25 protein-coding genes are annotated in these 25,919 nt (G+C 72.9%); 14 read left to right on the top strand and 11 right to left on the bottom strand.

Translation table 11 applies throughout. The features are described 5' to 3' along the window. Window positions 1–9: 9 nt before the first annotated feature. Together NITAL_RS26525 and NITAL_RS26520 are read right to left on the bottom strand one after the other, a co-directional pair. Entirely contained in the window at window positions 10–183 is a 174-nt protein-coding gene (locus tag NITAL_RS26525) for a DUF1059 domain-containing protein (RefSeq protein WP_157041840.1), read from the bottom strand. A 25-nt stretch (window positions 184–208) separates the two neighbouring features. Then, window positions 209–364 carry a DUF1059 domain-containing protein gene (locus NITAL_RS26520; RefSeq protein ID WP_169786840.1) on the bottom strand — a complete coding sequence of 52 codons (156 nt, stop codon included), beginning with the start codon at window positions 362–364 and terminating at the stop codon, window positions 209–211. A 58-nt stretch (window positions 365–422) separates the two neighbouring features. On the opposite strand from NITAL_RS26520, the gene NITAL_RS14270 reads away from it, so the two are divergent. Further along, window positions 423–1,199: an AfsR/SARP family transcriptional regulator gene (locus NITAL_RS14270; RefSeq protein WP_052666915.1), complete on the top strand. Its 777-nt coding sequence runs from the start codon at window positions 423–425 to the stop codon at window positions 1,197–1,199. 37 nt (window positions 1,200–1,236) lie between these two features. Here the strand turns inward: NITAL_RS14270 and ilvE are convergent, their stop codons facing one another. Then, window positions 1,237–2,286: a branched-chain-amino-acid transaminase gene (ilvE, locus tag NITAL_RS14265; RefSeq protein WP_157041839.1), complete on the bottom strand. Its 1,050-nt coding sequence runs from the start codon at window positions 2,284–2,286 to the stop codon at window positions 1,237–1,239. Between the two features lie 147 nt (window positions 2,287–2,433). On the opposite strand from ilvE, the gene NITAL_RS14260 reads away from it, so the two are divergent. The 5 genes from NITAL_RS14260 (at window position 2,434) to NITAL_RS14240 (ending at window position 7,947) form a co-directional block, all read left to right on the top strand. Then, window positions 2,434–3,804: an FAD-binding oxidoreductase gene (locus tag NITAL_RS14260; protein WP_052669691.1), complete on the top strand. Its 1,371-nt coding sequence runs from the start codon at window positions 2,434–2,436 to the stop codon at window positions 3,802–3,804. Between the two features lie 116 nt (window positions 3,805–3,920). After that, window positions 3,921–5,075 (top strand): saccharopine dehydrogenase family protein, encoded by a 1,155-nt coding sequence (locus NITAL_RS14255; protein ID WP_052666914.1) that lies wholly within the window; start codon window positions 3,921–3,923, stop codon window positions 5,073–5,075. Beyond that, the gene (locus tag NITAL_RS14250; RefSeq protein ID WP_052666913.1) at window positions 5,072–5,284 is read left to right on the top strand and encodes a hypothetical protein; all 213 of its coding nucleotides are present in this window, start codon (window positions 5,072–5,074) and stop codon (window positions 5,282–5,284) included. Before NITAL_RS14255 ends, NITAL_RS14250 begins: the two co-directional genes overlap by 4 nt. Before the next feature lie 84 nt (window positions 5,285–5,368). Continuing rightward, a complete protein-coding gene (locus NITAL_RS14245) occupies window positions 5,369–7,309 on the top strand; it encodes a penicillin-binding transpeptidase domain-containing protein (RefSeq protein WP_052666912.1) in 1,941 nt (646 codons plus the stop codon). A gap of 221 nt (window positions 7,310–7,530) precedes the next feature. Next, complete coding sequence (locus tag NITAL_RS14240; protein ID WP_052666911.1) at window positions 7,531–7,947, top strand: hypothetical protein; 417 nt, start codon at window positions 7,531–7,533, stop codon at window positions 7,945–7,947. 80 nt (window positions 7,948–8,027) lie between these two features. On the opposite strand, the gene NITAL_RS14235 is transcribed toward NITAL_RS14240, so the two are convergent. Continuing rightward, window positions 8,028–8,540 carry a VOC family protein gene (locus NITAL_RS14235; protein ID WP_052666910.1) on the bottom strand — a complete coding sequence of 171 codons (513 nt, stop codon included), beginning with the start codon at window positions 8,538–8,540 and terminating at the stop codon, window positions 8,028–8,030. 204 nt (window positions 8,541–8,744) lie between these two features. Between NITAL_RS14235 and NITAL_RS14230 the strand changes: the two genes are divergently transcribed. From NITAL_RS14230 to NITAL_RS14205, 6 genes are all read left to right on the top strand, one after another. Continuing rightward, complete coding sequence (locus NITAL_RS14230; protein WP_052666909.1) at window positions 8,745–9,539, top strand: SDR family NAD(P)-dependent oxidoreductase; 795 nt, start codon at window positions 8,745–8,747, stop codon at window positions 9,537–9,539. A gap of 219 nt (window positions 9,540–9,758) precedes the next feature. Then, window positions 9,759–10,385 carry a YtxH domain-containing protein gene (locus NITAL_RS14225; protein ID WP_211262414.1) on the top strand — a complete coding sequence of 209 codons (627 nt, stop codon included), beginning with the start codon at window positions 9,759–9,761 and terminating at the stop codon, window positions 10,383–10,385. Window positions 10,386–10,582: 197 nt separating this feature from the next. After that, window positions 10,583–11,899, top strand: a complete 1,317-nt coding sequence (locus tag NITAL_RS14220) for a multidrug effflux MFS transporter (RefSeq protein WP_052666907.1) — start codon at window positions 10,583–10,585, stop codon at window positions 11,897–11,899. Window positions 11,900–12,084: 185 nt separating this feature from the next. Then, window positions 12,085–13,464 (top strand): hypothetical protein, encoded by a 1,380-nt coding sequence (locus NITAL_RS14215; protein WP_052666906.1) that lies wholly within the window; start codon window positions 12,085–12,087, stop codon window positions 13,462–13,464. Beyond that, complete coding sequence (locus tag NITAL_RS14210; RefSeq protein ID WP_052666905.1) at window positions 13,461–14,621, top strand: sensor histidine kinase; 1,161 nt, start codon at window positions 13,461–13,463, stop codon at window positions 14,619–14,621. The genes NITAL_RS14215 and NITAL_RS14210 overlap by 4 nt, the downstream gene beginning before the upstream one ends. Continuing rightward, the gene (locus tag NITAL_RS14205) at window positions 14,618–15,286 is read left to right on the top strand and encodes a response regulator transcription factor (RefSeq protein ID WP_211262413.1); all 669 of its coding nucleotides are present in this window, start codon (window positions 14,618–14,620) and stop codon (window positions 15,284–15,286) included. The genes NITAL_RS14210 and NITAL_RS14205 overlap by 4 nt, the downstream gene beginning before the upstream one ends. Here the strand turns inward: NITAL_RS14205 and NITAL_RS14200 are convergent. The 7 genes from NITAL_RS14200 to NITAL_RS14170 form a co-directional block, all read right to left on the bottom strand. Next, the gene (locus NITAL_RS14200) at window positions 15,271–15,996 is read right to left on the bottom strand and encodes an ABC transporter ATP-binding protein (protein ID WP_211262412.1); all 726 of its coding nucleotides are present in this window, start codon (window positions 15,994–15,996) and stop codon (window positions 15,271–15,273) included. The genes NITAL_RS14205 and NITAL_RS14200 overlap by 16 nt on opposite strands. Continuing rightward, complete coding sequence (locus NITAL_RS14195; RefSeq protein ID WP_052669688.1) at window positions 15,993–16,745, bottom strand: ABC transporter ATP-binding protein; 753 nt, start codon at window positions 16,743–16,745, stop codon at window positions 15,993–15,995. Before NITAL_RS14195 ends, NITAL_RS14200 begins: the two co-directional genes overlap by 4 nt. Next, a complete protein-coding gene (locus NITAL_RS14190; protein ID WP_052666904.1) occupies window positions 16,745–17,764 on the bottom strand; it encodes a branched-chain amino acid ABC transporter permease in 1,020 nt (339 codons plus the stop codon). The genes NITAL_RS14195 and NITAL_RS14190 overlap by 1 nt, the downstream gene beginning before the upstream one ends. Continuing rightward, on the bottom strand, window positions 17,764–18,642 hold the full coding sequence (locus NITAL_RS14185) for a branched-chain amino acid ABC transporter permease (protein ID WP_052666903.1): 879 nt from the start codon (window positions 18,640–18,642) through the stop codon (window positions 17,764–17,766). The genes NITAL_RS14190 and NITAL_RS14185 overlap by 1 nt, the downstream gene beginning before the upstream one ends. Window positions 18,643–18,709: 67 nt before the next feature. Beyond that, window positions 18,710–20,038 (bottom strand): ABC transporter substrate-binding protein, encoded by a 1,329-nt coding sequence (locus tag NITAL_RS14180; RefSeq protein ID WP_052666902.1) that lies wholly within the window; start codon window positions 20,036–20,038, stop codon window positions 18,710–18,712. 62 nt (window positions 20,039–20,100) lie between these two features. Further along, window positions 20,101–21,732, bottom strand: a complete 1,632-nt coding sequence (locus tag NITAL_RS14175; protein ID WP_211262411.1) for an AMP-binding protein — start codon at window positions 21,730–21,732, stop codon at window positions 20,101–20,103. A gap of 140 nt (window positions 21,733–21,872) precedes the next feature. Then, entirely contained in the window at window positions 21,873–23,711 is a 1,839-nt protein-coding gene (locus NITAL_RS14170) for a helix-turn-helix domain-containing protein (RefSeq protein ID WP_083441575.1), read from the bottom strand. A 127-nt stretch (window positions 23,712–23,838) separates the two neighbouring features. Here NITAL_RS14170 and NITAL_RS14165 point away from each other — a divergent pair, with 127 nt between their 5' ends. After that, a complete protein-coding gene (locus NITAL_RS14165) occupies window positions 23,839–25,317 on the top strand; it encodes an HNH endonuclease signature motif containing protein (protein WP_157041838.1) in 1,479 nt (492 codons plus the stop codon). Between the two features lie 44 nt (window positions 25,318–25,361). Next, on the top strand, window positions 25,362–25,919 hold a 558-nt coding region (locus NITAL_RS28080), incomplete at its 3' end, for a hypothetical protein (RefSeq protein ID WP_211262410.1).

Raw genomic sequence — 25,919 nt, 5'->3', positions numbered from 1 at the left:
AGCACCCCGTCAGGGGGTGTGGATGGCCGACGCCAGCGCACGTTGCGTCGGTGCGTCGAGATCGATCAGGCCGTGGACCTCCTCCGCGTGCTCGGCGGCTCGCGCCAGCACCTCCTCGTGGGTCTCACCTCGCACCACACCGTCGCAGCCCGCGACGACGTCACCACAGCGCAGCTCCAACATCTCGATCCCTCCTCGAGGGGGTCCCTCAACCGGGGCGGGCCATCGCCAGCGCCTGCTCCTCGGACAGCTCCTGACCATGCACCGCTTCGGCGTGGTCCTGCGCCGCGGCGACGACCGACGGGTCGTCCTCGCCACGCAGCGTGTACCCACACGGGCACTCGATCACCTTGGCTCCGTCCACAGCGCGTCCTCCGACCTGCCAGACTGGCCTCATCCTCCCGGGACGGGTTGGAGCGACCTTGGCGCCTGGTCCACTGCGGTTCTACCTGACGGGGCGTGTCGCCATCGAGGGCGCTCGCGGGGTGGACCACAGCGCGCTCCGCGGGCCCCAGGCACGCCTGACCCTGACCTACCTCGTGCTGCACCGGCGTCGTCCCATCCCGGTCGACGAGCTCGCGCGGGGACTGTGGGGCGACCAGCTCCCACCGAGCTGGGAGTCCTCGCTGCGGGCGATCGTGAGCCGACTGCGCACCCTCCTGGCCGAGGTCGACGCCGCCGCTGGCATCGTGAGCGAGGCGGGCTGCTACCAGCCCGACCTCGGGGCGTGCCTGGTCGACATCGAGGTAGCCGCCAACGCGATCGACCGCGCCGAGGGAGCCTGGCGGCGCGGCGACCGCTCCCTCGCCTGGTCGGAGGCGACCGTCGCCGCAGCCATCGCCGGACGTGAGGTCCTGCCCGGCCTGGACCTCCCCTGGGTCGCCGACCTGCGCAGCGAGGTCCGTGCGACCTGGATCCGAGCGCTCGACGTGCTCGTGGACGGCTACCTGGCCGACGGTCAGTATGCGCTCGCCGTCGCGCTGGCGCGTCGGTTGATCGGTGCCGAGCCCTACCGGGAATCCGGCTACCGCTCCCTCATGCGCGCTCAGCTCGAGCTCGGGAACCGCGGCGAAGCGGTCGCGATCTACACCGAGCTGCGGCGTCTGCTCGCCGACGAACTCGGGGTGGATGCCGATCCAGCCACGGAGCGCCTGTACCTCGACGCCCTGCGTGGGGGGGGCGTCACGGCCACGGAGTGATCAGACGCCGGTGACGGCGCGCCCGGCCGACCTCGGATCAGACGTCAGCGGCGGTGACCTCGCGGGTCCAGCCGTGGGGATCGGCAGCCTCGCCGCGCTGGATCGCCTGCAGGGCGTCACGGAGGCGGGCGGCGACGGGGCCCGAACGCCCGTCGGTGACCGGGACCTCGCCGTCCTCCGTGACCAGCGCACCGACGCCGGTGAGGACGGCGGCCGTGCCCGACAGCGCGACCTCGCCGCCGTCTCGGCACCAGGCGTAGAGTTCGTCGACCGAGACATCGCGCTCCTCGACCCCCATCCCGAGGTCGCGGGCGATGGTCAACACGCTGTCGCGGGTCACCCCGTGCAGGAAGCTGTCGTCCAGCGCCCGGGTGACCACCTTGTCCTCCGACAGCAGCAGCACGTTGGAGGCGCCGGTCTCCTGCACCGCACCGTCCGGGGCGAACAGCACCTGGTCGACACCGTGGGACGCCTTGACGCGCCGGGTGAGCCCGAGGGCCATCGCGTAGTTCGCGCCCGTCTTGATGCGACCGAACTGCGGGGTCGTGCGGGGCAGGTCGGTCTCGACCCACAGGCGCAGGCCCGCATCGCCGCGGGTGAAGTAGTCACCCACCGGCGATGCCACGACGTAGAGCAGGGCGTCGTCCGACGGCGCAGCCGCAGCACCGATGTTCTCGAGCGTGCCGAGCAGCACCGGACGCAGGTACAGCGCCCCGGGAGCGTCAGGGGTCAGCTCGAGGTTGGCGGCGGTGGTCCGCACGATCGCGTCGGCGACCAGTTGCGCGTCGGGCACCGGCAGGCAGAGTCGGTCCGCCGAGTCCACCAGCCGCGCCGCGTGCTGCGCGACCCGGAAGAGGCGGACCACCCCGTCGGCCCCGCGGTGGGCCTTGAGCCCCTCGAAACAGGCGCTGCCGTAGTGGAGCGCGTGTGCGGCCGGGTGCATCGCGATCGGGGCCAGCGGTACCAGCTCGAGGTCCCCGTAGACGCCGTCGACCGCGTTGACGGTCGCCATCGTGGGCGCCAGGACGGTCCCGAAGGCCGGTGCCGGCGCCGCGGTGGGCATCGCGGTCGAGGGCGCGCTGGTCATCTGGTGTCACCTCACACGAGTCGCCGAACCATCGGACCACGCTACCCGCAGGCCACCCACCGCGGGGCGCCGAGCCAGCCGGGTGGTGCGCACCCGCACGCCGATCGGTCCTACGCTGCGCGTCGACCGCTGGAGGGGTGACGGGTGATGTCGAGGTTCGTCGAGGAGCTCGGCGATGCGCTGCCGCCTGGTGCGGTGGTGACCGACCCCGACGTCCTCGAGACCTACCGCTACGACCGCACCGAGTGGGTGACACCAGGCACCCCGGTCGCCGCGGCGTTCCCGACGACAACCGAGCAGGTCGCCACGGCGGTCCGGATCGCGGCCGCCCACCGGGTCCCGATCGTCCCTCGGGGCGCAGGCAGCTCGCTCTGCGGTGGGTCGTCGGCCATCGACGGCTGCCTCGTGCTGTGCCTGGAACGGATGGACCGCGTCCTGGAGGTCGATGCGGTCGATCAGCAGGCCGTGCTCGAGCCCGGCGTGCTCAACGCCGACGTCTCCGTGGCCACGGCCGACGTCGGGCTCTGGTACCCACCGGACCCGGCGAGCAAGACCTACTGCTCCATCGGCGGCAACGTCGCGACCAACGCTGGCGGGCTGTGCTGCGTGAAGTACGGCGTGACCCGCGACCACGTCCTCGGCCTCCAGGTGGTGATGGCCGACGGCACCGTCATCGAGACCGGTCGGCGCACCATCAAGGGCGTGGCGGGCCTCGACCTGACCCAGCTGCTCATCGGCAGCGAGGGCACCCTCGGCATCGTCACCAAGGTCCGGGTGCGGCTGACCCCGCTGCCCGACGGGGCCTCGACGATGGTCGCGGTCTTCCCGACCCTCGGCGCGGCTGGCGTGGCCGTCGCGGACCTGGTCGCCAGCGGCCTGCAGCTGTCCCTGCTCGAACTGGTCGACCGCACCACGACCGTGGCGGTCGACGACTGGCGCAACATGGGTCTCGATCGCGATGCCGCCGCGATGCTGCTCGCGCAGTCCGACTCACCCGAGCCCCTGCGTGCCACCGAGGTCGCACGCGCCGCCGAGATCTGCGAGAAGGCCGGGGCGACCTACGCCGCAGCGACCGACGATCCGATCGAGTCCGAGATGCTGCTCGAGGCCCGCCGCCTGGCGATCCCCGCCCTGGAGCGTCTCGGCGACACGCTGCTCGACGACGTCGCGGTCCCCCGCTCGCGCATCCCGCACCTGGTCGCCCGAACCGAGCAGATCGCTGCGCACCGCGACGTCACCATCGGCACGTTCGGTCACGCGGGCGACGGCAACATGCACCCCACCATCGTGCTGCCCCGCGGGGACGAGGACGCCGCCGTCCGCGGCCGGGCGGCCTTCGACGACATCCTCGTGGCGGCCCTCGACCTCGGCGGCACGATCACCGGCGAACACGGCATCGGGGTGGTCAAGCAACCGTTCCTGGAGCGCGAGGTCGGCAGCGGCAACCTCGCCGTGCAGCGGTCGATCAAGCGGGCCCTCGACCCGCACGATCTGCTCAACCCCGGCAAGTGGCTGTGACGCAGAACCGCTCCCGCGACGGACGGCGGGCGGCCGGAGGACGGTGACGGGTGCGGGGCGCCGCGTCGTGACGCCATACGGTCGGCGTGCCACCGCAACCGCTCCCGGAGGTCCCCGTGTCCGATCGCGCCTACGACGTCGTCCTGCTCGGAGCGACCGGCTTCACCGGCCGGCTCACCGCCGAGCACCTCGCCCGCCGTCTGTCGGGCACCACGACGCGTTGGGCCATCGCCGGCCGCAACCGCGACAGGCTCGCCGCGCTCGCCGAGGAACTGCCGGGCGACGGGCCCGCCATCGAGGTCGTCGACGTCGGGGACCTGGACGGCCTGACGCAGCTGGCGGGACGGACGAAGGCCCTGGCGACCACCGTCGGGCCCTTCGCTGAGCACGGCCTGCCCGTCGTCGAGGCCTGCGTCCGCGCGGGGACCGAGTACGCCGACATCACGGGTGAACCCGCCTTCGTCGCCGAGGTGCGCGACCGCTTCGACGACCCGGCGCGTGAGGCCAAGATCCGGCTCGTGTCATGCTGCGGGTTCGACTCGGTGCCGCACGACCTCGGCGTCGCGTGGACCGTCGAACAGCTGCCGGCCGACGCACCGCTCACGGTCCGCGCGTACGTCGAGGCGGATGCCCGGTTCAGCGGGGGAACGGCGATCTCGGCGCTCGGGGCCATCGCCTCGCGGAAGCTGCCCTCCAACCGTGTCGCGGGCGAGACGGCGCGTGAGGTCCGCAGCCTGCCCCTGCGCATCCACCGGATCGACCCAGCCGTGGGGATCGACGGCTACGGGGTGCCGCTGCCGACCATCGATCCGGCCATCGTCCTGCGGTCCGCGGCGGCGCTCGACGGGTACGGGTCGAAGTTCCGCTACGGCCACTTCGCCCGCGTCCGCACCCTGCCCGTCGTGGCCGGCAGCGTCGCCGGCGCCGCGGCGTTCGGGGCGCTCGCCGCCCTGCCGCCGACCCGCGCGCTGCTCCAGAAGGTGTTGCCCTCGTCCGGCGAGGGACCATCGGACGAGCGGCGGGCCCGCAGCAGCTTCGCGGTCACCTTCCACGGCCTGGGTGGGGGCCAGCAGGTCATCACGCGGGTCTCCGGCGGGGACCCGGGCTACGACGAGACCGCCAAGATGCTCGGTGAGGCCGTCCTCGCCCTGGCCCAGGACGGCGCCACCAGCCACGTCGGCGCGGTGACCCCGGCGCAGGGGCTCGGGTCGGGCTACCGCCAGCGGCTGATCGCCCAGGGGCTGCGCTTCGAGGTGGTGTCGGCGGCGTGAGCGACGACGCACCCGGCGGGACCACCGGCGCTCCCGCCGAGCCCCCTCGGCGGACGCTGACGGTGGTCGCGGCCGAGCTGGCCGACGTCGAGCGGTACCTGACGGAGGTGCCACCGCACTCGGGTGGCGGGCGCGCCACGCTCGAGCGCCGCCGTGCCATCCTCCAGCGCGAGCTGACGGCCTTGCGGGACGAGGCGGCCAGGGACTGACGACCCGAGCCACGTCCGCGCATCCTCCTTGCCTCGCCGCCGGTCGTCGACCACCATCCGCCGCCCCTCCCGACGGAGCCCTGCGTGTCCGCGCTCGACCTGACCGGGGACCTCGCCCGCCGCCGAGGTCGCACCCGCCGGCTGGTGTCCGTGCTGCTGCTCGCAGTCGGGCTCGCCGCCGGTGCCTGGTGGTACCTGGCGCAGCCGCCGGCGCCGGACGAGGCCGCCGCTGCGTTCGCAGCCGCCTGGGACGACGGTGATCCCGGCGCCGGCCCGGTCGCTCCATCGGCTACGGCGGTCAGCGCGAGCTGGGAGGAGATCACCCAGGGCATGGGTGAGGCACCAGCCGCCGTCTCGTTGACCGCCGTGACGCCCGACCCCGAGGACGATGCGACGGCGATCGCCGAGCTCCAGGTGACCTGGACGCTGCCCGGCGAGCGCACCTGGAGCTACGACACCACGGCCCCGATGACCCGCGACGACGAGGGCTGGACCGTGGCCTGGTCGGCGCAGGTCGCCCACCCCGAACTCGCCGAGGGTGCGGTGCTGCGCGTGCGCCGGACGACCGCCGAACGGGCCGACGTCGTGTCGGTGGACGGCACCCCGCTCGTCACGGCCCGTGAGGTCATCGAGGTCGGCATCCAGCCCTCACGCATCGAGAACCTCGACGACACCGTGGCCGCGGTCCGCGACGTGCTCGACCTCGACCTCGACGGGCTCGAGGACCGCATCGAGGCCGCCGACCCGGACCACTTCGTCACGGTCGTCACGCTGCGCGAGCCCGACTACGACGAGGTCCGCGACGAACTGCAGCCCATCCCCGGCACGGTGTTCCAGCGCACCGAGCGGGTCCTGGCACCGACCCGCGACTTCGCCCGCGCCACCCTCGGCCAGGCCGGGCCGGTCACCGCCGAGCTCGTCGAGGAGCAGCCCGAGCGCTACCAGGCGGGCGACGTCGCCGGTCTGTCCGGGTTGCAGCGCGCCTACGATGACCAGCTCGCGGGACGGCCGGGCCTCGAGGTGGTCACGGTCCCGCCGGAGGACGCCGACGGCGACGCGGCCGAACCCGTCACGCTGTTCACCGCCGAGGCCGAGGCGGGAACGCCGGTCACCGTGACGCTCGACGAGGCGACGCAGCGCGCCGCCGACGAGGCGCTGGCCGACCAGGACGAGTTCCCGACGGTGCTGGTCGCGATCCGGGTGAGCGACGGGCACGTCCTCGCCGTGGCCAACGGCCCCGCGTCCGGCGGCCTCGACCTCGCGCTGACGGGGCGGTACGCCCCCGGGTCGACCTTCAAGGTGGTGACCACCGCCGCCCTCATCGCGGCGGGGCTGGCCCCGGGCGACACCGTCGACTGCCCGGACCGGATCGTGGCCGATGGTCGGCCGTTCACCAACGCCGAGGACCAGGCCCTCGGTGAGGTCCCGTTCCGCACCGCCTTCGCCAACTCGTGCAACACCGCGTTCGTCGGGCTGACCAGCGACCTCGACCCCGAGGCGCTGCGCGTGGCGGCCACCACCTTCGGCCTGGGTCACGACCCGGCGCTCGGCGTCGACGTGTTCACCGGCGACGTGCCCGTGACCGAGTCGGTCACCGAGCTCGCGGCATCCGCCATCGGCCAGGGCCGCATCCTGGTCAGCCCGTTCGCGATGGCCGACGTCACGGCTGCAGCCGCCCGCGGCGCCGCCCTGACCCCCTCGTTGGTGCTCGACCCCGACCGCGAGGACCCCGCACCAGCGGCCCTGCCGGACCCCGTCGCCGAGGCGCTGCCCGACCTCATGCGGCTGGTGGTCACCGACGGCAGCGGGAGCGCGGTCGCCGACGTGCCCGGCGGCCCGGTGCACGGCAAGACGGGCACGGCCGAGTACGGCGATCAGTCACCGCCCCGCACGCACGCCTGGTTCGTCGGCTGGCAGGGCGACGTGGCCTTCGCGGTGCTCGTCGCAGAGACCCCAAACGCTTTCGGTGGCCGGGTCGCAGCGCCGATCGCCGCGGACTTCCTCGAGCGCCTCACCGCCGGGTGAGCCCGCCCGCGGGCGACGGACGGGCCGGGCATCACTGCGCAGTGCTCCGCGGCCGGCCCGGGGGCCCGGAAACTGGGCTGGAGCCCAGGTTCTGACGTCTCGGGGAGGAGAACGGACCGGCGAGCGGTCACTTCCTGGGCTGGGGCCCAGTTTCCGTCACAGCGCCGCCCCAGCGGAGCGGACGCTGGCATGATGCGCCTTCACCGGTGGAACGAGGCGAGATGAGCACGGGTACGGGTGTCCGAGGAGGCGGCGCTCCGCTGCGGCGCCTCGGCCACGCCCTCCTGATCGACGTGGCCGCTCGTCTCCTGTTCGCCATCGGTCTGGTCGGGATGATGGTCAACCTGCTCGCCGGGGATGTGCCCCGCCTCCCCCCGGGGGCCGTCCTCGTCGCCGGCCTCTGCGGCATGGCGCTGATGCTCGTCACCGAGTCTCGCGTCTTCAGACTGCGCGAGCAGTTCGAACTACGGGTGCACGGACGACGGCTCTGGTCCGTTACATCGGGCGAGGAGCGGGCGGCGCTCCACCGCTCGGGCCAACGACGGCTCGAGTTGATGCACCGAGTCGGCACGCTCGCCAGCTGGATGCTCGTCGTGACCGGTCTCATCCTCGGCTCGGTGGTCCTCGTGAACCCGTAGAGGGTCGCGATGGAACACCTGACGCTGGTCGATCGAGACCACTGACGAGGCGCGACACACGGCCCGCCCCCTCGCGCCGCTCAGGCGGGGACGGTGCGCTGGCCTCGGGTGTCGGCGCCGTAGCGCGCGATCTCCGCGTCGAGGTCGAGTGGCGCGATGGTCGGGAGGGCCTCGTCGTCGCCGAGCAGCTCGACCGGGACCAGCCAGCTGACCTCGAACTCCAGGCCGTCGGGATCTCGGGCGTACAGCGCCTTGGTCGTGCCGTGGTCGCTGGCACCGGCGAGAGCACCCGCCTCGGACAGGCGGCGGGCGTGCTCGGCGAGGTCACCGAGCGTCGGGACCTCCCAGGCGAGGTGGTAGAGGCCGACCGTGGCCCGCCCGGCGGTCGAGTCGCCGAGCGTGTCACCGAGCCCGAAGAACGCAACGTCGTGGTCGTTGGTCGATCCGGGCGCCCGCATGAACACGCCGGTGCGGCCCGCACCCATCGCCAGACGCGTGACCTCGCTGAAGCCGAGCACGTCGCCGTAGAACGCGGCGTGCCGGTCCGCGTCGCGCACGTACAGGACGGCGTGGTTGAGACGCGTGATGCCCACCGGGACCCCTTCGTTGGCACGCCGAACTATCTGACGTGTCAGATGAAGGTACGGGCTGGCTCCCGTCCCCGCAACGCCACCTCCGACCCGGGGGATCAGCCGGGAGCGACCCCGTCCTCGTCCTCGAGGGATCCCCTGGACTTGGGGTGCCCACCGGTCGCCTGCGAGGCTGTCCCTGCCGACGCCACGATGAGGAGCGCGACGTTGACCTGGGGTCCTGACGGCAAGATCGCGGTGGTCACCGGTGCCTCGAGCGGCATCGGCGAGGCGACGACACGCCGGCTGGCCGGGGCGGGACTGACGGTGGTCGCCGTGGCCCGGCGGGTGGACCGCCTGGAGGCGCTGGCCTCCGACCTCGAGGGTGCGCGCGGTCGCGTCGTGCCCCACGCTGCGGACGTCACGGACACGGAGGCCGTGGATGCGCTGGCAGCGCGGGTCCGGGACGAGTTCGGCGCGTGTCACGCGCTGATCAACAACGCCGGTATCGGCGGCGGCGCGTTCACGGGTCGCGAAGACCTCGACGACACCCTCCGCACCCTGGATGTGAACCTGCTCGGGACGTTCCGCTGCCTCGCCGCGTTCTCCGACCTGCTCGAGGCGTCGGCGCCGTCCCGCGTCGTCAACGTCGCGTCGGTCGCCGGCAAGCTCGGCATCGGGCCTGCGGGGTACGCCGCGAGCAAGTTCGGCGTCGTCGGTCTGTCCGAGGCCCTCAGCCTGTCGTGGGCGTCACGCGGCATCACGGTGTGCCAGCTGAACCCGGGCTTCATCGTCACGGAGGGCTTCCCGCAGACCGACCTGACCGGTGGTCCGCTGGGTCGGCTGGTGGGCGAGCCCGAGGACGTCGCGGACCGCATCGCCGAGGTCCTGCGGACCGGTGTCGCCGAGCGCACCGTCCCCGGCTGGTACCGCTCGTTCGTGGCCTTCCGGCACGTCGCGCCGCCGCTGTACCGCGCCATCGCCAGCCGTATCGATCGCGCCGGCGGGGAGCGCCGCGCCTGACGGGCCGTCCTCCGGCGAGAGGTGAGCTCGACCCGAGCGGCCGTCCGGCCCCGTCCGAACGGTCGAACTCCTCGCGTCCCCCCGTCGGACGGCCCCTCGGACAGCTGACGGGGGCGTGTGTGAGGGGGCAGGGTGGAGAGGAGGTCGCCACCCGTGGCGACCGCGTCCGACCGGCGACGCAGTTCCCCCCGACCCGCGACCCCGACCGAAGGCACCACCGTGCAGCTCGATCGCCTCCCCGACCTCCTCACCGAGCAGGTCGACCGCGTCCGCGACCGCACCGCCGAGGCGGTGGGTTCCGACGGCGGCTCGGTCCTGCGTGACCTGTCCAAGATGGATCACAAGCTCGACCGCATCGAGAAGCACCTCGCGGCGCAACTCGACTCGCTCGCCGAGCTCACGCGCGAGACCGAGGAACGCATCGACGACCTCACGCGCGGGAACGGCACGACGTGGCCCCGCCGTCTGTTCTGGATCGCCATCGGCATGGGTGCCGGCGCGGCGGCCGCCTACCTCGCCGACCCCGACCGCGGCGAGCAGCGCCGCGAGGAGATCGTCGGTCAGGCCCAGCAGCGGATGCAGGCCGCGACCCACGAGGCGACCGAGCGGGCCCGTACCGTCGCGGACGAGGTCGCCCAGCGCGCCCAGGACGTCAAGGACCAGGCCATGGCCAGCGGCCGGAGCGTGGCCGACGAGGCCCAGCACGCCGCCGAGGACGTCGCGAGCGAGGCCCAGCGCGCGGTCGTCGACGTCCGTGACGAGGCGCAGGACGCCGCCGAGGACATCAGGGACCAGGTGACCTCCGACAGCACGCCGGCCCCGTCGTCCACAGGTCGCACCGTCTGACCCCAGTCGCGTCACGACCCGGATCGCCCTGCCCGGCATCCGGGTCGTGGCGTGTGCGGGTACCGGGTACGGCAGGAGCCTTCGCCGTCCCGGGGTGCCGTTCCGCGTCCGACCCCGTACGGTGTCTCGACATCGAGATACCTCGCCGCGTTCCGCCGCGGCGCCGCGGTCCTCCCGCGCTCCCGAACAGGACCCCTGTGCCACCCCGATCCGACACCACCGCTCCCGCGGCCGCTCCTTCACCGAACGCAGCGCCGCGCACGCTCAGCCGCCGCGAGTTCATCAGCTTCCTCGCCCTGTCGATGGCCTTGGCCGCGCTCGGCATCGACCTGCTGCTGCCGGCCTACGACGCCATCCGCCTCGATCTCGGCCTGGCCGTCGACGCGCAGGCCGTCACCGGGCTGATCACGGCCTACTTCCTCGGGCTCGCCGTGGGGCAGCTGTTCTACGGCCCCATCGCGGACCGCTACGGCCGCAAGCGCGCCCTCGCCATCGGGTACGGCATCTACGGCGTCGCGGCGCTCGCCACCGCGCTCGGCCCGAGCCTCGGCGTGCTGCTGCTCAGCCGCTTCGTGTGGGGGCTCGGCGCGGCTGGGCCGCGGGTCGTGACGCTGGCCATGGTGCGGGACCGCTACGAGGGCGATCAGATGGCCAAGGCCATGTCGTTCATCATGGCCGTCTTCATCCTGGTCCCCGTGATCGCCCCCAGCATCGGTGCGGCGGCGGTCAACGTCGTCTCCTGGCGCTTCCTGGCCGCCGCGTGTGGCGGCGCCGTGGTGATCGCCGCGCTGTGGTCGCGTCGCATCCCCGAGACGCTCGCCCCCGAGCACCAGCTGCCCATGACCTGGACGCGGATCTCCGCGGCAGCCCGCCTCGTGGTCTCCAACCGCCAGACCGCCGGCTACACGCTGGCGCTGACCTCCCTGTACGGGGTGTTGGCGTCCTACCTGGCCAGCAGCGAGCCCATCTTCAGCCAGGTCTTCGACGAGGGCGACCGTTTCGCGCTCCTCTTCGGCGGCCTCGCTGCGGTGATGGGCGTGGCCATGCTCCTCAACGGTCGCATCGTCGAGCGCGTCGGCACCCGCCGCCTCGCACACGGGGTGCTGATCGGCTACCTCGCCGTGGCCGGCGCCTTCCTGATCATGGCGGTCCTGACCGACGGTCGGCCGCCGCTGTGGGTGTTCCTGGTCGGGATCGCCGCGATGCTGACCTCGCACGCGCTGCTGCTCCCGAACCTGAACACCATCGCGATGGCCCCGATGGGCGCCATCGCCGGCACCGCGGCCGCGGTCATCGGTGCGACCCAGATCGCGGTCGGCGCCATCCTCGGTGCGCTGCTGGACCGCAGCTTCGACGGCTCGATCCTGCCGCTGTCGATCGGCTTCCTCGGCTACGGGGCCCTGGCGCTGGGGCTGGTCGTGTTCGCCGAGCGCGGCCGGCTGTTCCAGCCTCTGGTGCCAGGGCCATCGGCCGACGATCGGGCGCGGGCCATCGCCGACCAGGAGATCGCCTGACCTCGTGGAGCGGGTGCGGACCGTCGGGATGACCCGACGATCGGCGCCCAGTACGGCCGGCGCGGGGCGTCTCCTCCTCGCGGAGGAGGCGCTCCTCCGCGGGAGGGGGTGGTGGTTCCCGTCGCAACGCTGACGACGCGGTGGTGACCCGTCCGTAGCGTCGGTCACCCCGCGACAGGCTCCCCGTGCACCGCAGCGAACAGACCTTCGTCCGAGCCGCGACCGACGACGTGGTCGCCCGGCTGCCCCGTCACGCGGACGTCGGCGGCGTCACCGTCGACCTGTCGCCCCGCTGGCGGCCCGGCAGCGTCGAGGGAGCACGGTGCTCGACGGCCACGTGGCGTCGAGGACGCGTCGCCGGCACCGCCACGCTCGAGGTCCGCCCCGCCGGGTGGGGCTGGAGCGAGCTCGAGGTGCGCTGGCACGGGGCCGGGCCACCGCGGTGGGGACACGGCCGACAGCGGGACGCCACGCCGACCGTCGCCAGGACCCTCGGCGCCATCGTGGACGGACGTGCCCTCGGAGCACCGCGGCCCCCTGCGGCACGGCCGGTTCGCGGACGCACCCTCGTGGCCGCAGCCACGACGATCGCGCTGGTCGGCGCGAGTCTCGTCATCGGGCCACTGACGGCCCCCACGCCGGTCACCGCCGACGACGCTCTGGCGCAGTTCCGTGCCGCCGCCGAGGGCGCGACCACCGCCGCCCGTGTCGCGTCCGGCACCAACCCCGGATCGGGCACCGAAGGAGGACCGGACGCGACCGATCCGGCGTCGGACGGGCTGGCGACGGCCCCTCCCGAAGCCCGGACGACACCGGCACCGTCCACGGTGGGTGCCGTCGCGCCGACGAGCGGCTCCGATACCACGGATGAGGCCCCGGCCAGCACCCCCTCCGGAGCCCCCGCCCCGGAGGCTGCACCGGCGCCCACCCCGGCCACGGCGGGCCCGGACGGGCCGCAGCGGTCCGAGTCCTCGGCCGCCCGCCCGCCGGCCGGCGTCTACCGCTACGCGACCGACGGGTGGGAGGAGCTCGACACCCGCGGCAGCCACCGTCGTTTCCCCGAGGAGACCGTCCAGGTCGTCCACCACACCGACTGCGGGTTCCGCCAGGTCTGGGAGCCGATCGCCGAACGACGTGACGAGCACGGCTTCTGCGTCGACGTCGATCCACCGCTGCTCGTCACCACCGACACCGCTCGCTCGTTCTACGGGCAGGAACGCCGCCAGCACTTCACCTGCTCCCCCGTCCGGACCGTCGCCGACGGCTGGACCGCGAGGTGCACCGACCCGGACGGGACCTCCATGACGGTCACGACACGACGCGAAGGCACCGAACGCCGCACCGTCGGTGGCCGGAGCGTCGAGGTGGCCCGCCTGCGCGTGGAAGCCGAGCTGAGCGGCGAGACCACCGGCTGGCGCCGCTCGACGGTCTGGGTGCGGGCCAGCGACGGGCTGCTCGTCCGGTCCGAGGTGGAGGCCGAGCTCGAGGCACCGGGTCCCGTCGGGCGCGTGGGGTACCGGGAGCGGTACGTGCTCGACCTCGTCGACCTGGAGGCGCGCACGTGACCCACACGCAGCCTCTCGAGCCGGCGCTCTGGCCGCGCTGGGCCATGGCCACCATCGCGGCGATCGCCGTGGGTTTCGCAGCCCTGACCCCGTTCGTTCACACCGAGGGCGACCGGTGGCCGTGGCTGGTGGTGCTGCTCGCGGCTGCGGTCAGCCCGTGGCTGCTCGGCACCGCCGGCGTCCGCCTCCGGCCCTCGCTGTTCGCCGCCGGCGTCATCGTGCCCGTGGCCGTCATCAACCTCGGTGCCCGCGCCATCGGCCTCGCGCCCGAGCACGACGCGCAGCTGTCGCTGATGCTGCTGGTGCTGCTCGGTACCCACCTCGGTGCGGTCGCGCTCCCCAGGATCGCCGTGCCGGCAGGGGTGGTCGCCGCCCTGATCCCGCCCGGCCGCTTCCTCGTCGAGGGCGCGTTCGGCAACTCGTGGGTGTTCTGGTCGACGGGCATCGTGCTCGGGATGCTCGCGGGCGCGATCGGCGGTCGCCAGCAGCGGCTGGTGCTCGAGCTCCAGCACGCCCAGGCGGCCCTCAGCGCCGACGCCGCACGGCAGGAGCGGCAGCGCATCGCCCGCGAGGTCCACGACGTGATCGCCCACTCGTTGACCGTGACGATGCTGCACCTGACGACGGCGCGGATCGCGCTGCGTCGTGACCTGACGAAGGCCGAGGACACGCTCACGGAGGCCGAGCGGCTCGGACGCCGAGCGCTGGCAGACGTGCGCCGCGCGGTCGGGTTGCTGCACGACGGGGACGGCGACACCACGGCTCCGGCCCTGCCCGGCATCGAGGAGCTGCCGTCGCTCATCGACAGCTACCGCGCCGCCGGGGTGGCCCTGGAGGTCGAGGTCGCGACCGACACCGAGCGGCTGTCCCCGGCCAGCAGCCTGGCGGTCTACCGCACCGTCCAGGAGTCGCTCGCCAACGCCGCCAAGCACGCCCCGGGCGCCCCGGTGGCGGTCGAGGTGCGTGACGAGGACGGCGACGTCCTGGTCCGGGTCCGCGACGACGGCGGCGCACCGACCACACGGGCCACCGGCGCCGGCCTCGGGCTCCGGGCCATGGACGAACGCGTCCGGGCACTCGGCGGCTCGGTCACGGCCGGTCCCCGTGGTCAGGGGTGGAGCGTCGACTGCCGCATCCCGGCGGAGCCGACACCGTGATCCGCATCCTGCTGGTCGACGACCAACCCCTCGTGCTGAGCGGCCTGCGTGCGCTGCTCGACCTCGACGACGGGCTCCAGATCGTCGCCACGTGCGCCGACGGCAGCGAGGTCGTGCCCGCCGTGCGGGTGCACCGCCCGGACGTGGTCGTGATGGACGTGCGCATGAAGCAGGTGGGCGGCCCCGAGGCGACGCGGGCGCTCGGGCAGGAGCCGGACCCGCCCCCCGTGCTCATCCTCACCACCTTCGACGACGACGAGGTCGTGGCAGCGGCGTTGTCAGCGGGCGCAGCGGGCTTCGTGCTCAAGGAGGCGCCCGGGGAGGACATCATCCGAGCCACCCGCGAGGTCGCGGCGGGTCGGTCCTGGCTCGACCCCGCCGTCACCGGCCGGGTGCTCGCCCACCTGCGCACCGAGGCCCTCCCCCGCGCCGCCGCCGGCACGCGCCTCGACGAGCTGACCCCGCGCGAGCTCGACGTGCTGCGGCTGCTCGCCGACGGCACGACCAACACCGAGATCGCGACGCAGCTGCACATCGGCGAGACGACGGTCAAGAGCCACCTCGGCAGCATCTTCACCAAGCTCCAACTGCGCGACCGTGCCGCGGCGATCGTGTTCGCCTACGAGCACGGCATCGTCACACCCGGCGGTCAGACGCCGAGGTAACGGCTGAGCGCGTCGCTGGTCGCCAGCTCGGCGGACGTGGCTTCGTGGCGGATCTGACCCTTCTCGATGAGGTAGGCCCGATCGGCGTAGCGCAGCGCGAACCGGTGGTTCTGTTCGGCCAGGATCATCGACAGGCCGAGGTCCTTGAGCCGCCCGAGCAGCCGTCCGATCTCCTGGACGATGACGGGCGCCAGCCCCTCCGACGGTTCGTCGAACAGCAGCACCCGGGGGTTGGCCATGAGCCCGCGTCCGACCGCCAGCATCTGCCGCTCACCGCCCGACAGGTTGCCTGCGAAGCTCGCGCGCAGCTGATCGAGCTTGGGGAAGACCTCGTAGACACGACCGACGTCCCAGGCGTCCTCGCCGCCACGTCGTGCGGAACGGACCACCTGCAGGTTCTCCTCGACGGTGAGGTTGGCGAAGACCCGGGCGCCCGACGGGATGAGGCTGAGCCCGCTGCGGGCCCGCTGGTAGGTCGAGCGACCGGCCAGCTCGTCGCCGTGGACCTCGACCGATCCGGTCGGGGTCGACACCAGCCCCATCAACGCGGCGAAGGTCGTGGTCTTGCCCGCGCCGTTGCGGCCGAGGAGGGTGACCAGCTCACCCGGTGCGACCCGAAGGTCGAGGTCGTGGATGACGTGGCTGGCCCCGTAGTAGGCGTCGAGTCCGCGGACGTGCAGCGCATCCCGCATCGCGGTCGTCGTGGTCATCGGTCGTCCTCCGCTCCGAGGTAGACCCTGCGGACCTCCGGGTGGTCGCGGACCTCCTCGGGGGTCCCGTCGACCAGGACTCCTCCCTGGTGCATGACGAGGATCCGGTGCGCGGTGCCGAACACCACGTCCATGTCGTGCTCGCAGAACAGGACGGTCAGCTGCCGTTCGTCGGCGATGCGCCGCACGAGGTCCATGGTGCGCGTGGTCTCCCCCGGCGCCATCCCGGCCGTCGGTTCGTCGAGGAGCAGGAGCTTCGGTTCGAGCGCGACCGAGATCGCCAGCTCGAGCGCGCGCTGGTCACCGTGCGACAGGTTGCCGGCCCGCTCGGTCGCCAGGGACGCGAGCCCGACGTCCTGGAGGATCGCGGTGACCTCCTCGGCGTGGCGACCGGCGGCCCGTCCCGTCACCCGTCGCGACTCACGGAGCCTCGCGATGATGCCGAGCTGCACGTTCTCGTGGACCGACAGGCCGGGGAAGATGCTGGTGATCTGGAACGCCCGACCGATGCCCGCCCGGGACACCTGGTGGGTCGCCCGCCCGGTGATGTCGTTGCCGTCGAAGGTCACCGCTCCCTCGTCAGGCCGGTAGTGGCCCGTGATGAGGTTGAACAGCGTGGTCTTGCCGGCCCCGTTGGGGCCGATCACCGCGCGCCGTTCCCCCGCTTCGACCCGCAGGTCGACCCCTGCGACCGCCTGCAGGCCGCCGAAGCGCTTCTTCAGGCCTCGGACCTCGAGCAGCGCTGCCATCACTGGCCTCCCGTGCTGGTGGGCTCGCGTTCGACCTCGTCGCTGGCGACCCCGCCGGCAGCCGGATCGAGCGCCGACCGGGCGGGACGGCGGCCGGTGACCAGGGCGAACACCCGCTTCGAACCCTCGACGAGCCCGCCGGGCAGGAAGAGGATGATCAACAGGACCACCACGCCGAGGACGGCCTGCCAGTACTCGATGTTGCGCGTGATGTAGTCCTGCAGCAGCCCGTAGACCACCGCACCGACGGTGGGTCCCGCGAAGCTCGACAGGCCGCCGATGAGCGTGACGAAGATCGGCTGCGCCGAGGTGGTCCAGTGCATCAGTTCGGGGAACGCCGACCGCTCGAAGACGGCGAACATCCCCCCGGCGTACCCGGCGAACGCGCCGCCGATCGTGAACGACGCCAGCTCGTAGCGCTTGACCTTGATGCCGAGGAACCCGGTCCGTTCGCGGTTCTCGCGGATGGCCCGCAGCGTCTGCCCGAACGGTGAGCGCAGGACCACCGCCAGGATCGTCAGTGCGATCACCGTCCCGACCAGCACGAAGTAGTAGCGGTTCAGCGTCGGCGCGAGGGCGGGTGGCAGCACGATCCCGTGGATGCCGTCGTCGCCGCGGGTCACCGACCGCCACTGGAACGCCGCGAGGAACAGCAGCTGTCCGAGGGCGAGGGTCAGGAGCGCGAAGTACAGGCGCGTGGCCCGCAGCGCCACCAGCCCCGTCAGGTAGGCGACGAGGCCCGCGACGACCGGTGACAGCACGAACCCGAGCACCGGCGGCATCCCGAGGTGCAGGGCACCGAGGCCGACGGTGTAGGCGCCGACGCCGTAGTACGAGGCGTGCGCGAAGGACACGAGGCCGGTGTAGCCGAGCAGCACGTTGAAGGACGTCGCGAAGACGGCCAGGGTCATCACCGACATCAGCAGGAACAGCTGGCGTTCGCTGACCACCAGCGGCGCCAGCAGCGCGACCAGGCCGGCTGCCGACCAGCCGATGAGGGCGGGGCTCGTTCGCTGCATCATCGCTCCGGTACTCCGAACAGCCCGTAGGGCCGCCACACGAGGACGGCGGCCATGACGAGGAAGACGATCGCCAGGGCGGCCTGGGGGAAGAACACGATCCCGAACGCGAAGGTCACGCCGACCAGCAACGCACCGACCGCCGTGCCGACCAGCGACCCGAGGCCGCCGATGATCACGACCGCGAACGACTCGACGATGATGGAGATGTCCATCCCGAGCCGGGCGGTGGACTGCGGCGCGGCCAGCACCCCACCGAGCGCGGCGAGCACCCCGCCGAGGGCGAACACGATGGTGAACAGCCGCGGCACGTTCACCCCGACCATCCCGAGCATCTCCGGGTCGGACACGGCCGCACGGATGTCGCGCCCGAGACCCGTCTTGGCCAGCAGCGCCGACAGGCCGATCGCCAACAGCACCGCGACGGCGATCAGGAACAGGCTGTAGCGCGGGAAGACGATCCCGCCGAGGTTGACCGACCCGCCGATGAGGCTCGGCTGGGGCACCGACCGCGGCCGTTCGCCCCACAGGAACTGGACCAGATCGGCGAGGATGAGCACGAACGCGAAGGTCGCCAGCAGCTGCAGCAGGTGCTCGGCCTCGTACAGCCGGCGCAGCGCCACCACCTCGATGCCGGCACTGAGCAGAGCGACGACCGCCGCCCCCGCCACCAACGCCAGCAGGAACCCGGGCAGCCCGCCGACCCACTGGACCACGGTGACCGAGACGAACGCCCCGATCATGTAGAACGAGCCGTGCGCGATGTTGACCACGCGCATGGCGCCGAACACCAGGCTGAGACCCGACGCGACGATGAAGAGGATCGCCGCCCGGGACAGGCCGGTGAGCAGCTGCAGCGCGAACGCTTGCCAGGTCACGTGCGCCTCCGGTCGTGGTGGGTGTCGGCCGGCCCGCCCGGGTGGGCGGACCGGCAGCGGTGCTCGCTCAGCGGGCGGCTTCGAGGTCCTCGACCGAGAGCCAGATGTCCTCGGCGGGGACCTCGGTGATGTCGCCGTAGATGTACATCCCGTGCTCGTCGGAGTAGGTCAGCTCGGCGATGTACGACGACACCGAACCCTGGTGGTCCTCGGGCCGGATCGTGATGTCACCGCGCAGCGAGGTGAACTCGAAGCCCTCGACGGTCTCGACGAACATGTCGGCATCCGTGTCGCCGTTCTCCTCGACGACCGCGGCCCACAGCATCGTGGCGTCGTAGGCCATGCACGCCCAGTCCGACGGCACCTCGCCGTAGCGGTCCTGGTAGCGCTCCACGAAGCTGGCCATCTCGGGGGTGTCGATGGTGAACGGGCAGCGCGAGTAGGCGCGGACGCCCTCGAGGTCGACCGAGTCGCCGAGCTCACGCAGCGCGTCGGTCTCGTACAGCGCCGTGAAGTACACGTCGCTGTCGAAGAAGCCGAGGTTGGCGGCCTGCTGGCTGAAGGTCACGAGGTCACCGGCGAACAGCGGGCTGTAGACGGCCTCCGGGCTGCGTCCGAGGATCGCGGTGATGAACGGCTGGTAGTCGGACTCACCGAGCTCGGGCCACTGCTGGTCGATGATCTGCACGTCCGGGTTCTCGCCCTGGATGGTCTCCACGAACGTGCCGACCTGGGCCTGACCGAACTCGTAGTTCGGCGCGATGGTCGCCCAGCTCATGATGCCCTCGTCGGCGAGGTCGACCCCCTGTGCCCGTGCCTCCATGCCGGTGTTGGGCACGACGGACACGAAGTACGGCTGGAAGCTGCTGGTCGTCAGCGCCTCGGTGTTGGAGGTGTGCACGATGAACGGCACCTGGCGTTCGGCCGAGACCTCGGTCATGGCGAGCGCCACCCCGGACGACACCGGTCCGAGCATCGCGACCACGCCCTCGTCGATGATGAGGTCGCGGGCGATGCTGACGCCCTCCTCGGGCGCCGCGTGATCGTCACGGACGATCAGCTCCACGGGCCGGCCGAGCAGGCCACCCGCTTCGTTGATCTCCTCGACGGCCAGCTGCGCAGCGTTGCGGTTGGCCTCGCCGAACAGCGCGATCGATCCCGACAGGGTCGTGGCCATGCCGATCCTGATCGGATCGCCCTCGGCCGCGCCGCCGTCATCAGCGGCGCCGCCACCACCGTCGTCGTCGCTCACCTCCTGGCCGCCGTCCTCCGACTCCGGCGCGGCAGCGTCACCTTCGACGCCCCCACCTCCGCAGGCGGTGGCCACGAGGCCGAGCGCCAGTACCAGTGCGGTGCTGGACCTCCGCCGTCGATCACGCTTCGTCGTCCCTCGCACGTTGCCCTCCTCATCAGCTGCGGCGCACGCGACGCGTGCACCGTCGAACCGTTCCTCGCCTCTCAGGTGCCGGCGGCGCGCGCGATCTCCCGGTCGCGCAGGTCACGTCGGCGGATCTTCCCCGTGGTCGTCAGCGGGAGTTCGTCGACGAACTCGACCTCCCGCGGGTACTCGTACGCCGCCAGCTGTGTCCGGACCCGCTGACGGATCTCGTCGCGCAGCTCGGCGGACGGTGCGACGCCGTCGGCCAGGGTCACGAAGGCCTTCACGACCTCGCCGCGGACCTCGTCCGGCACCCCGACAGCCGCCGCCAGCGCCACGGCGGGGTGCCCGATGATGCACTCCTCGATCTCGGCGGGACCGATGCGGTAGCCCGCCGAGATGATGACGTCGTCGTCCCTCGCGGTGAACCAGAAGTAGCCGTCGTCGTCGACCGTTCCGACGTCGCCCGTGCGCAGCCAGCGGTGGGTCCCACCGGCCCCGTCGGGCACGTCGACGAACTTCTCCTCGGTCGCCTCGGGCTGGTTCCAGTACCGCAGCATCAGGACCGGGTCCGGCGCCCGGACGACGAGCTCGCCCTCCACGCCCGGAGGTGCGATGGCACCGTCGTCGGCCAGCACCGCGACCTCGTGGCCGGGGTAGGGCCGCCCCATGGAGCCTGGGCGCACGTCCCAGATCGCGGCGCTGTTGCCGACGAGCAGGTTGGCCTCGGTCTGACCGTAGATCTCGTTGATCGTGACCCCGAGGTGCTCCCGGCCCCAGGACAGCATCTCGCTGCCGAGGCTCTCGCCACCGCTCATCACCGATCGCAGCTGCAGGTCGCCGGCCGTCGCGTCGGCCTGCCGCATCAGCTTCAGCGCCGTCGGCGGCAGGAACGCGGTGGTGACCCCGTGCTCGGCCATGAGCGCGACCGCCCACTCCGGGTCGAACCGGGCCCGCGGCGTGGCGATGACGGGTCGGCCGTGGCTCCAGGCCGGCAGGAACGCGTCGAGCAGCCCACCGATCCAGGCCCAGTCCGCGGGCGTCCACATGCGGTCGTCGGGGTGGGGGAAGCGGTCGAACATCAGGTCGAACCCCGACAGATGGCCGGCCAGCACGCGGTGGCCGTGGAGCGCGCCCTTCGGCGATCCCGTGGTCCCCGAGGTGTAGATCAGCAGCGCCGGGTCGTCCGGGCCGGTGGGGGCGACCTCGGCGCGGACCGAGGCACGCTCGAGCAGGTCCTGCAGCCGGACGTGCGGGGAGGTCACGGTGTCGGCGGCCACGACCACCGTCACGTCGTCGAGTTCGCCGGCGACCTCGGCCACGACATCCAGCGTCGTGGTGTCGGTCACCACGACCCGGGCACCGCTGTCGGCCAGCCGGTGGCGGATCGCCTCGGGACCGAACAGCTGGGTCATCGGGACCGCGATCGCGCCGAGCTTGTAGACCGCGAGGTGGGCGATCGCGACGTCGAACCCCTGCGGCAGCACGATGCCGACGCGGTCCCCGCGCGTCACCCCGAGCCCGTCCAGCCCGTTGGCGAGCCGGTTCGACCCCTCGGTGATGTGCCCGAAGGTGTGCTCGCGGACGCGGCCACCCACGATCTCGATCATGGCCAGCGACGTGGCGGCGTGGACGTCGGCGCAGGCCACGGCGATGTTGCACCGCTCGGGCAGGTCCCACCGGAAGCTCTCCCGGAGGGATCGGTACGTCACCTCACCTGCGTGCACCAGCGCCGCTCCCGGTCCCGTCGCGCCTCCCAGCCCGACGGAGGGGACGCTACGGACGGCGGCGACGGCGGCCTAGGTGCGAACCCTCCATCATCCGGCATCGGATATGTGCGATACCTCCACCCTCACTCGCCGAGGGCGGCCTGCAACCGGCGGACCTGGAGCGCGAGGTGGAGCTGGAGCGCCTCGTCCGGTTCGCGCCAGCTCGGTGACAACAACCGGGCGATGCGTTCGCCGCGTTGGTAGAGGGTGTTGACGTGCACGTGCAACGCCTCGGCCGCGCGGACGAGGTTGCCGCCAGCGTCGAAGTAGGCCTCCAGCGTCGCCGTCAGCTCGGTCCCCCGCGCCTCGTCGTGGTCCAGGACCGGACCGATGGTGGCCACCACGAAGCGTTCGAGTTCCTCGCGACCGAGCCGGTTGAACAGCAGCGCGAACACCCCGAGGTCCGCTGCTCTGGCGACCTCACCGTCGCGGCCGAGCGCTACCAGGGCGCGCCGGCACCGATCCGCCTCCTCGTAGGCGGCTGGCAGCTGCTCGAGCCCCGTCGCGACCGCCACGCCGCAGGTCACCGGACGACCGACGGCCGTGGCCAGCCCGTCGAGGTCGTCGCCCGCTGGGACCAACAGGACGACGGCGCCGTGCCGCTCCGCCGCCAACCCGCCGCGGTCCTCGGCGATCCGGGCCGCCGCCGCAAGCAGGCTCCGACGGTCGTGCCCGGGGACCGACGCGACCTGCACGGTGTGCGGACGTTCGAGGTCGACACCGAGCAGCCGGGTGCGCCGGGTCGTGACCTCGGGAACACGGTCGACGCCGCTGAGCAGGTCCTCGAGCAGCTCGCCGCGCAGCCGCAGCTCGGCCTCGGCGGTGGCGCGCTCGTGCAACAGGAGCAGCGCGATCGACTGCGCGGCCCGCTCGAAGGTGCGCAGGTCAGCGTCGTCGAGCCGGTCGCGACCCCGCAGCGCCAACGCTCCGAGCGGATCCGCGCCCGCCGCCACCGGGGTGACCCAACCGCGGTCCCCATCCCGCTCGTCGCTGATCGTCCGCCCGGCCTCCCACGCCTCGGTCAGGGCAGCCTGCGTCACCGGGACCTCGTCACGCCCGCCTGCCACCGGGCGCCCGTTCGGATCGAGCACGGTGACCGTCCCACCCAGCACCTCGGCGACCGCCCGGGCCACGTCGTCCAGGCTGCCACCCTGCAGCACGATGTCGGTCAGCCGCTCGTGCACCGCGGCCGCACGCTCGACCGCGTCGCTGTGTGCCCGCACCACCGCCGTGCTGGCCGCCAGCTCCTCGAGGGCCCGTTGGGAGCGGTCGAACAACCGGGCGTTCTCGATGGCGATCGCGGCGTGCGCCGCGAGCGAGGACAGCAGGTTGACCTCGTCGGGGGTGAACGGACGGCTGTGCCGGTTGGCGGCGAACAGCACACCGATGACCTCGTCGCCGAGCTTGAGCGGGACGCCGAGGATCGCCCGGATGTCCTCGGCCTGCACCACCTCGTCGATGCGCCCCGCGTGATCGAACCGGTCGTCGTTCAGGTAGTCCGAGGTGAAGTAGGGCGTCGCCGTCTGAGCGACCAGCCCACCGAGGCCGACGCCGAGGGGCAGCCGGACGCGCCCGAAGTCCGGGGTGACCATGCCGTCGGTCACCCGCATGTAGGTGTCGCCGGCCTCCTCGTCGATCAGCGTGAGGTAGGCGGTGTCGGCGTCCAGCAGCTCGCGGGCCCGCCGCGCGATCGCCTGCAGGACCCGCTGGGGCGCCCGGATCGAGATGAGGTCCCCCGCCGTGGCGTACAGCGCCGCCAGCTCGCTCTCACGCCGCCGACGCTCGCGCAGGACGGTGCGCAGCTGCAGCGCGAGGTAGCTGGTCTCGCGGAGCTCCTCGAGGCGTGCGGCATCGGCCCCGGTTCCCCGGGCTTCCTCGACGAGCTGCTCGAGCGCCTCGACCGGCGCTTCGTCGAGCAGCAACCGCAGGACGGTGCGTGTGTCCAGATCGGCTCTCCCGACGCGAGCACGCGACCCTACTCCGGGCCGACCGGCGAGGCCTGTGGACAGTCGGCGGTGGTGTCGCAGGCGTCGGGCATGATGCGTGGTGATGGGAACCACCGCTGCTGCCGCCCCCGATCCTGACGACCGTCAGGGCCACACCGACCCGCCGTTCGGTCTGCCGGTGCTGGCCGAGGTGCCCGAGCTGGCCTCGTTCCTGCAGCTGGCGGTCGACACCGAGCGGATGACCGCCCGGCTGGTCGAGGCGCTGATCGTGCTCGAGGACGCCGGGGTCGCACCGGCCGCCACGGGCGTGGGGCTCGAGCAGTGGTTGGCCATCGTGGGCCGCTCCACCCGCTCGGACCGCCGCATGCTGACCACAGCTGCCGCGGTCTGCCGACGCCTCCCGACGTTGCGGACGGCGTTCGCTGATGGCGAGGTGTCCTGGTCCCAGGTCCGCGCCGTGGCCTTGAAGGTCGAACGCAGCCCGCGGCACCTGGACGACCGGCTCGACGCCGCCCTCGCACGCGCGATCGACGGGGCTGCCGGCGCCGACCCGGACGCGCTGGCCAACGTGGTGTCCTGGGCGGTGACCGACCTCCAGTCCGACGACGGTGACGACGACGGGGCTGTCGTGCCGGACGACGTGATGGTCCTGCAACCACGTCTGGACGGGTCCGGTGGCCGGTTCCACGGCGACTTCGGACCGGTCGGGTTCGCCGCCCTCGACACCGTCACCGACCCCGGCCCCCTCGGGACCGCGACCCGACAGCGGTTCGGCGACGCAGCTGATCCCGATCAGGTCGCCGCGAACCGGCTGACGGCAGGGCGGGCACGCGCCGCCCGGCTGATCGACCTGTGCCGCCGCGGCGGCCCCACCGACGACACGGCTGGTCAGGCTGGGGCGGTGCGGCCACCCACGCTGATCATGCGGGCCGAGCTCGACACCCTCCTCGGCGACCATCGCCTCTCCGCCCAGCTGCTCACGACGTTGGCCGGTGGGGTGATGCACGTCGACAGCCGCACGGCCCGGCGGCTGGTCGACGAGCACGGCACCGACCTGCGCCTGGTGCTGCTCGAGGACGGGAAGGTCGTCGGTGTCGGCACCAAGACACGACGGCCGCCCGGCTGGCTGGCCGACGCGGCCCTCGCGCTGCACGACACCTGCACCGAACCCGGCAACTGCCCCACCGCCGCCCGGGTCTGTGACCTCGACCACGCCGTCCCCGCCACCGCCGGTGGACCCACCGACATCGCCAACCTCGCCCCCCTCTGTCGCACCGCCAACCGCCGGAAGGAACGGGACGGGTGGACCGCCACCGGCACCGCCGACGGCACCCGCACCTGGCACCACCCCCGCACCGGCCTGACCGTCCGCACCCTCCCGGCCACCTGGCGACCACCCGACGACCAGCACCGCGGCCCACCCGTCGACCTCGACCGGAGCGGCCGCCGCGGACCACCCGACCGACACGCCAGCGACACCCGCCGCAGCCCACCGCCACGCGCACCCGACCGGACGCCCCCGCGGACCACCGACCCACCCGGCGACCCGCCGGACCCCGCCGACCCCTCCATGCCCTTCTGACCGGCACCGACCACCACCGCACGACGCGCGACCACCCACCCCGGGTGGCCGCGCGTCGTGCCTGCCTGCGTTCCCATGTCCGTACGTCGTCGGCGGCCACGGTGGCGGTCGCGGTCCTGCTGGCAGCCTGCGCGGCACCGAGCCCGCCCGTCCATCCCCACGCCACCGAAGCCGTCTGGTGTGCCGGGCCCGACGGCGTGATCGAGACGGTGACCTGGGACGGCCACGACGGGGAACTGACCGGACTCGACGTCCGGATCATCGCGCTCGCCGACGGGCCGGTGTCGGACGACGACCTCATCCGCGCGTGCTCCCGTCGTTGGCGATGGCCGGCTCGAGTGACGGTGTGCGAGGCGTCCGCCGCGGCGGAGACCGTCACGCGGATGGCCGAGCGCGATCACGTGACCGGGATCCACGGCGCGCCGACCTCGGACCGGCCAGGGTTCCCGATGGTCGTCCGCGGCCGCGTCGGCTGCGAGGACGTCACCCTGCGGCTGGCTGACGCCGACCACGCTGCCGCCACCGACCTCGGGGTGCTCCCCCTCTCGTCGCGGTCCTGGCCGGGTACCGACGCCCTCAACGTCGCCCGGTCGGTGGAGCAA

The sequence above is a fragment of the Nitriliruptor alkaliphilus DSM 45188 genome (assembly GCF_000969705.1).
Lineage (GTDB): Bacteria > Actinomycetota > Nitriliruptoria > Nitriliruptorales > Nitriliruptoraceae > Nitriliruptor > Nitriliruptor alkaliphilus.
The sequence above is the reverse complement of the archived record's forward strand: the minus strand, read 5'-3'. Positions and strand labels throughout refer to the sequence as shown.

What these genes read in the sequence shown, in the direction of transcription:
- ilvE (WP_157041839.1), bottom strand. Translation starts at nt 2,286, where the DNA reads ATGACCAGCGCGCCCTCGACCGCGATGCCCACCGCGGCGCCGGCACCG.
- NITAL_RS14190 (WP_052666904.1), bottom strand. Translation starts at nt 17,764, where the DNA reads ATGCAGCGAACGAGCCCCGCCCTCATCGGCTGGTCGGCAGCCGGCCTG.
- NITAL_RS14195 (WP_052669688.1), bottom strand. Translation starts at nt 16,745, where the DNA reads ATGGCAGCGCTGCTCGAGGTCCGAGGCCTGAAGAAGCGCTTCGGCGGC.
- NITAL_RS14260 (WP_052669691.1), top strand. Translation starts at nt 2,434, where the DNA reads ATGTCGAGGTTCGTCGAGGAGCTCGGCGATGCGCTGCCGCCTGGTGCG.
- NITAL_RS14200 (WP_211262412.1), bottom strand. Translation starts at nt 15,996, where the DNA reads ATGACCACGACGACCGCGATGCGGGATGCGCTGCACGTCCGCGGACTC.
- NITAL_RS14240 (WP_052666911.1), top strand. Translation starts at nt 7,531, where the DNA reads ATGAGCACGGGTACGGGTGTCCGAGGAGGCGGCGCTCCGCTGCGGCGC.
- NITAL_RS14165 (WP_157041838.1), top strand. Translation starts at nt 23,839, where the DNA reads ATGGGAACCACCGCTGCTGCCGCCCCCGATCCTGACGACCGTCAGGGC.
- NITAL_RS26525 (WP_157041840.1), bottom strand. Translation starts at nt 183, where the DNA reads ATGTTGGAGCTGCGCTGTGGTGACGTCGTCGCGGGCTGCGACGGTGTG.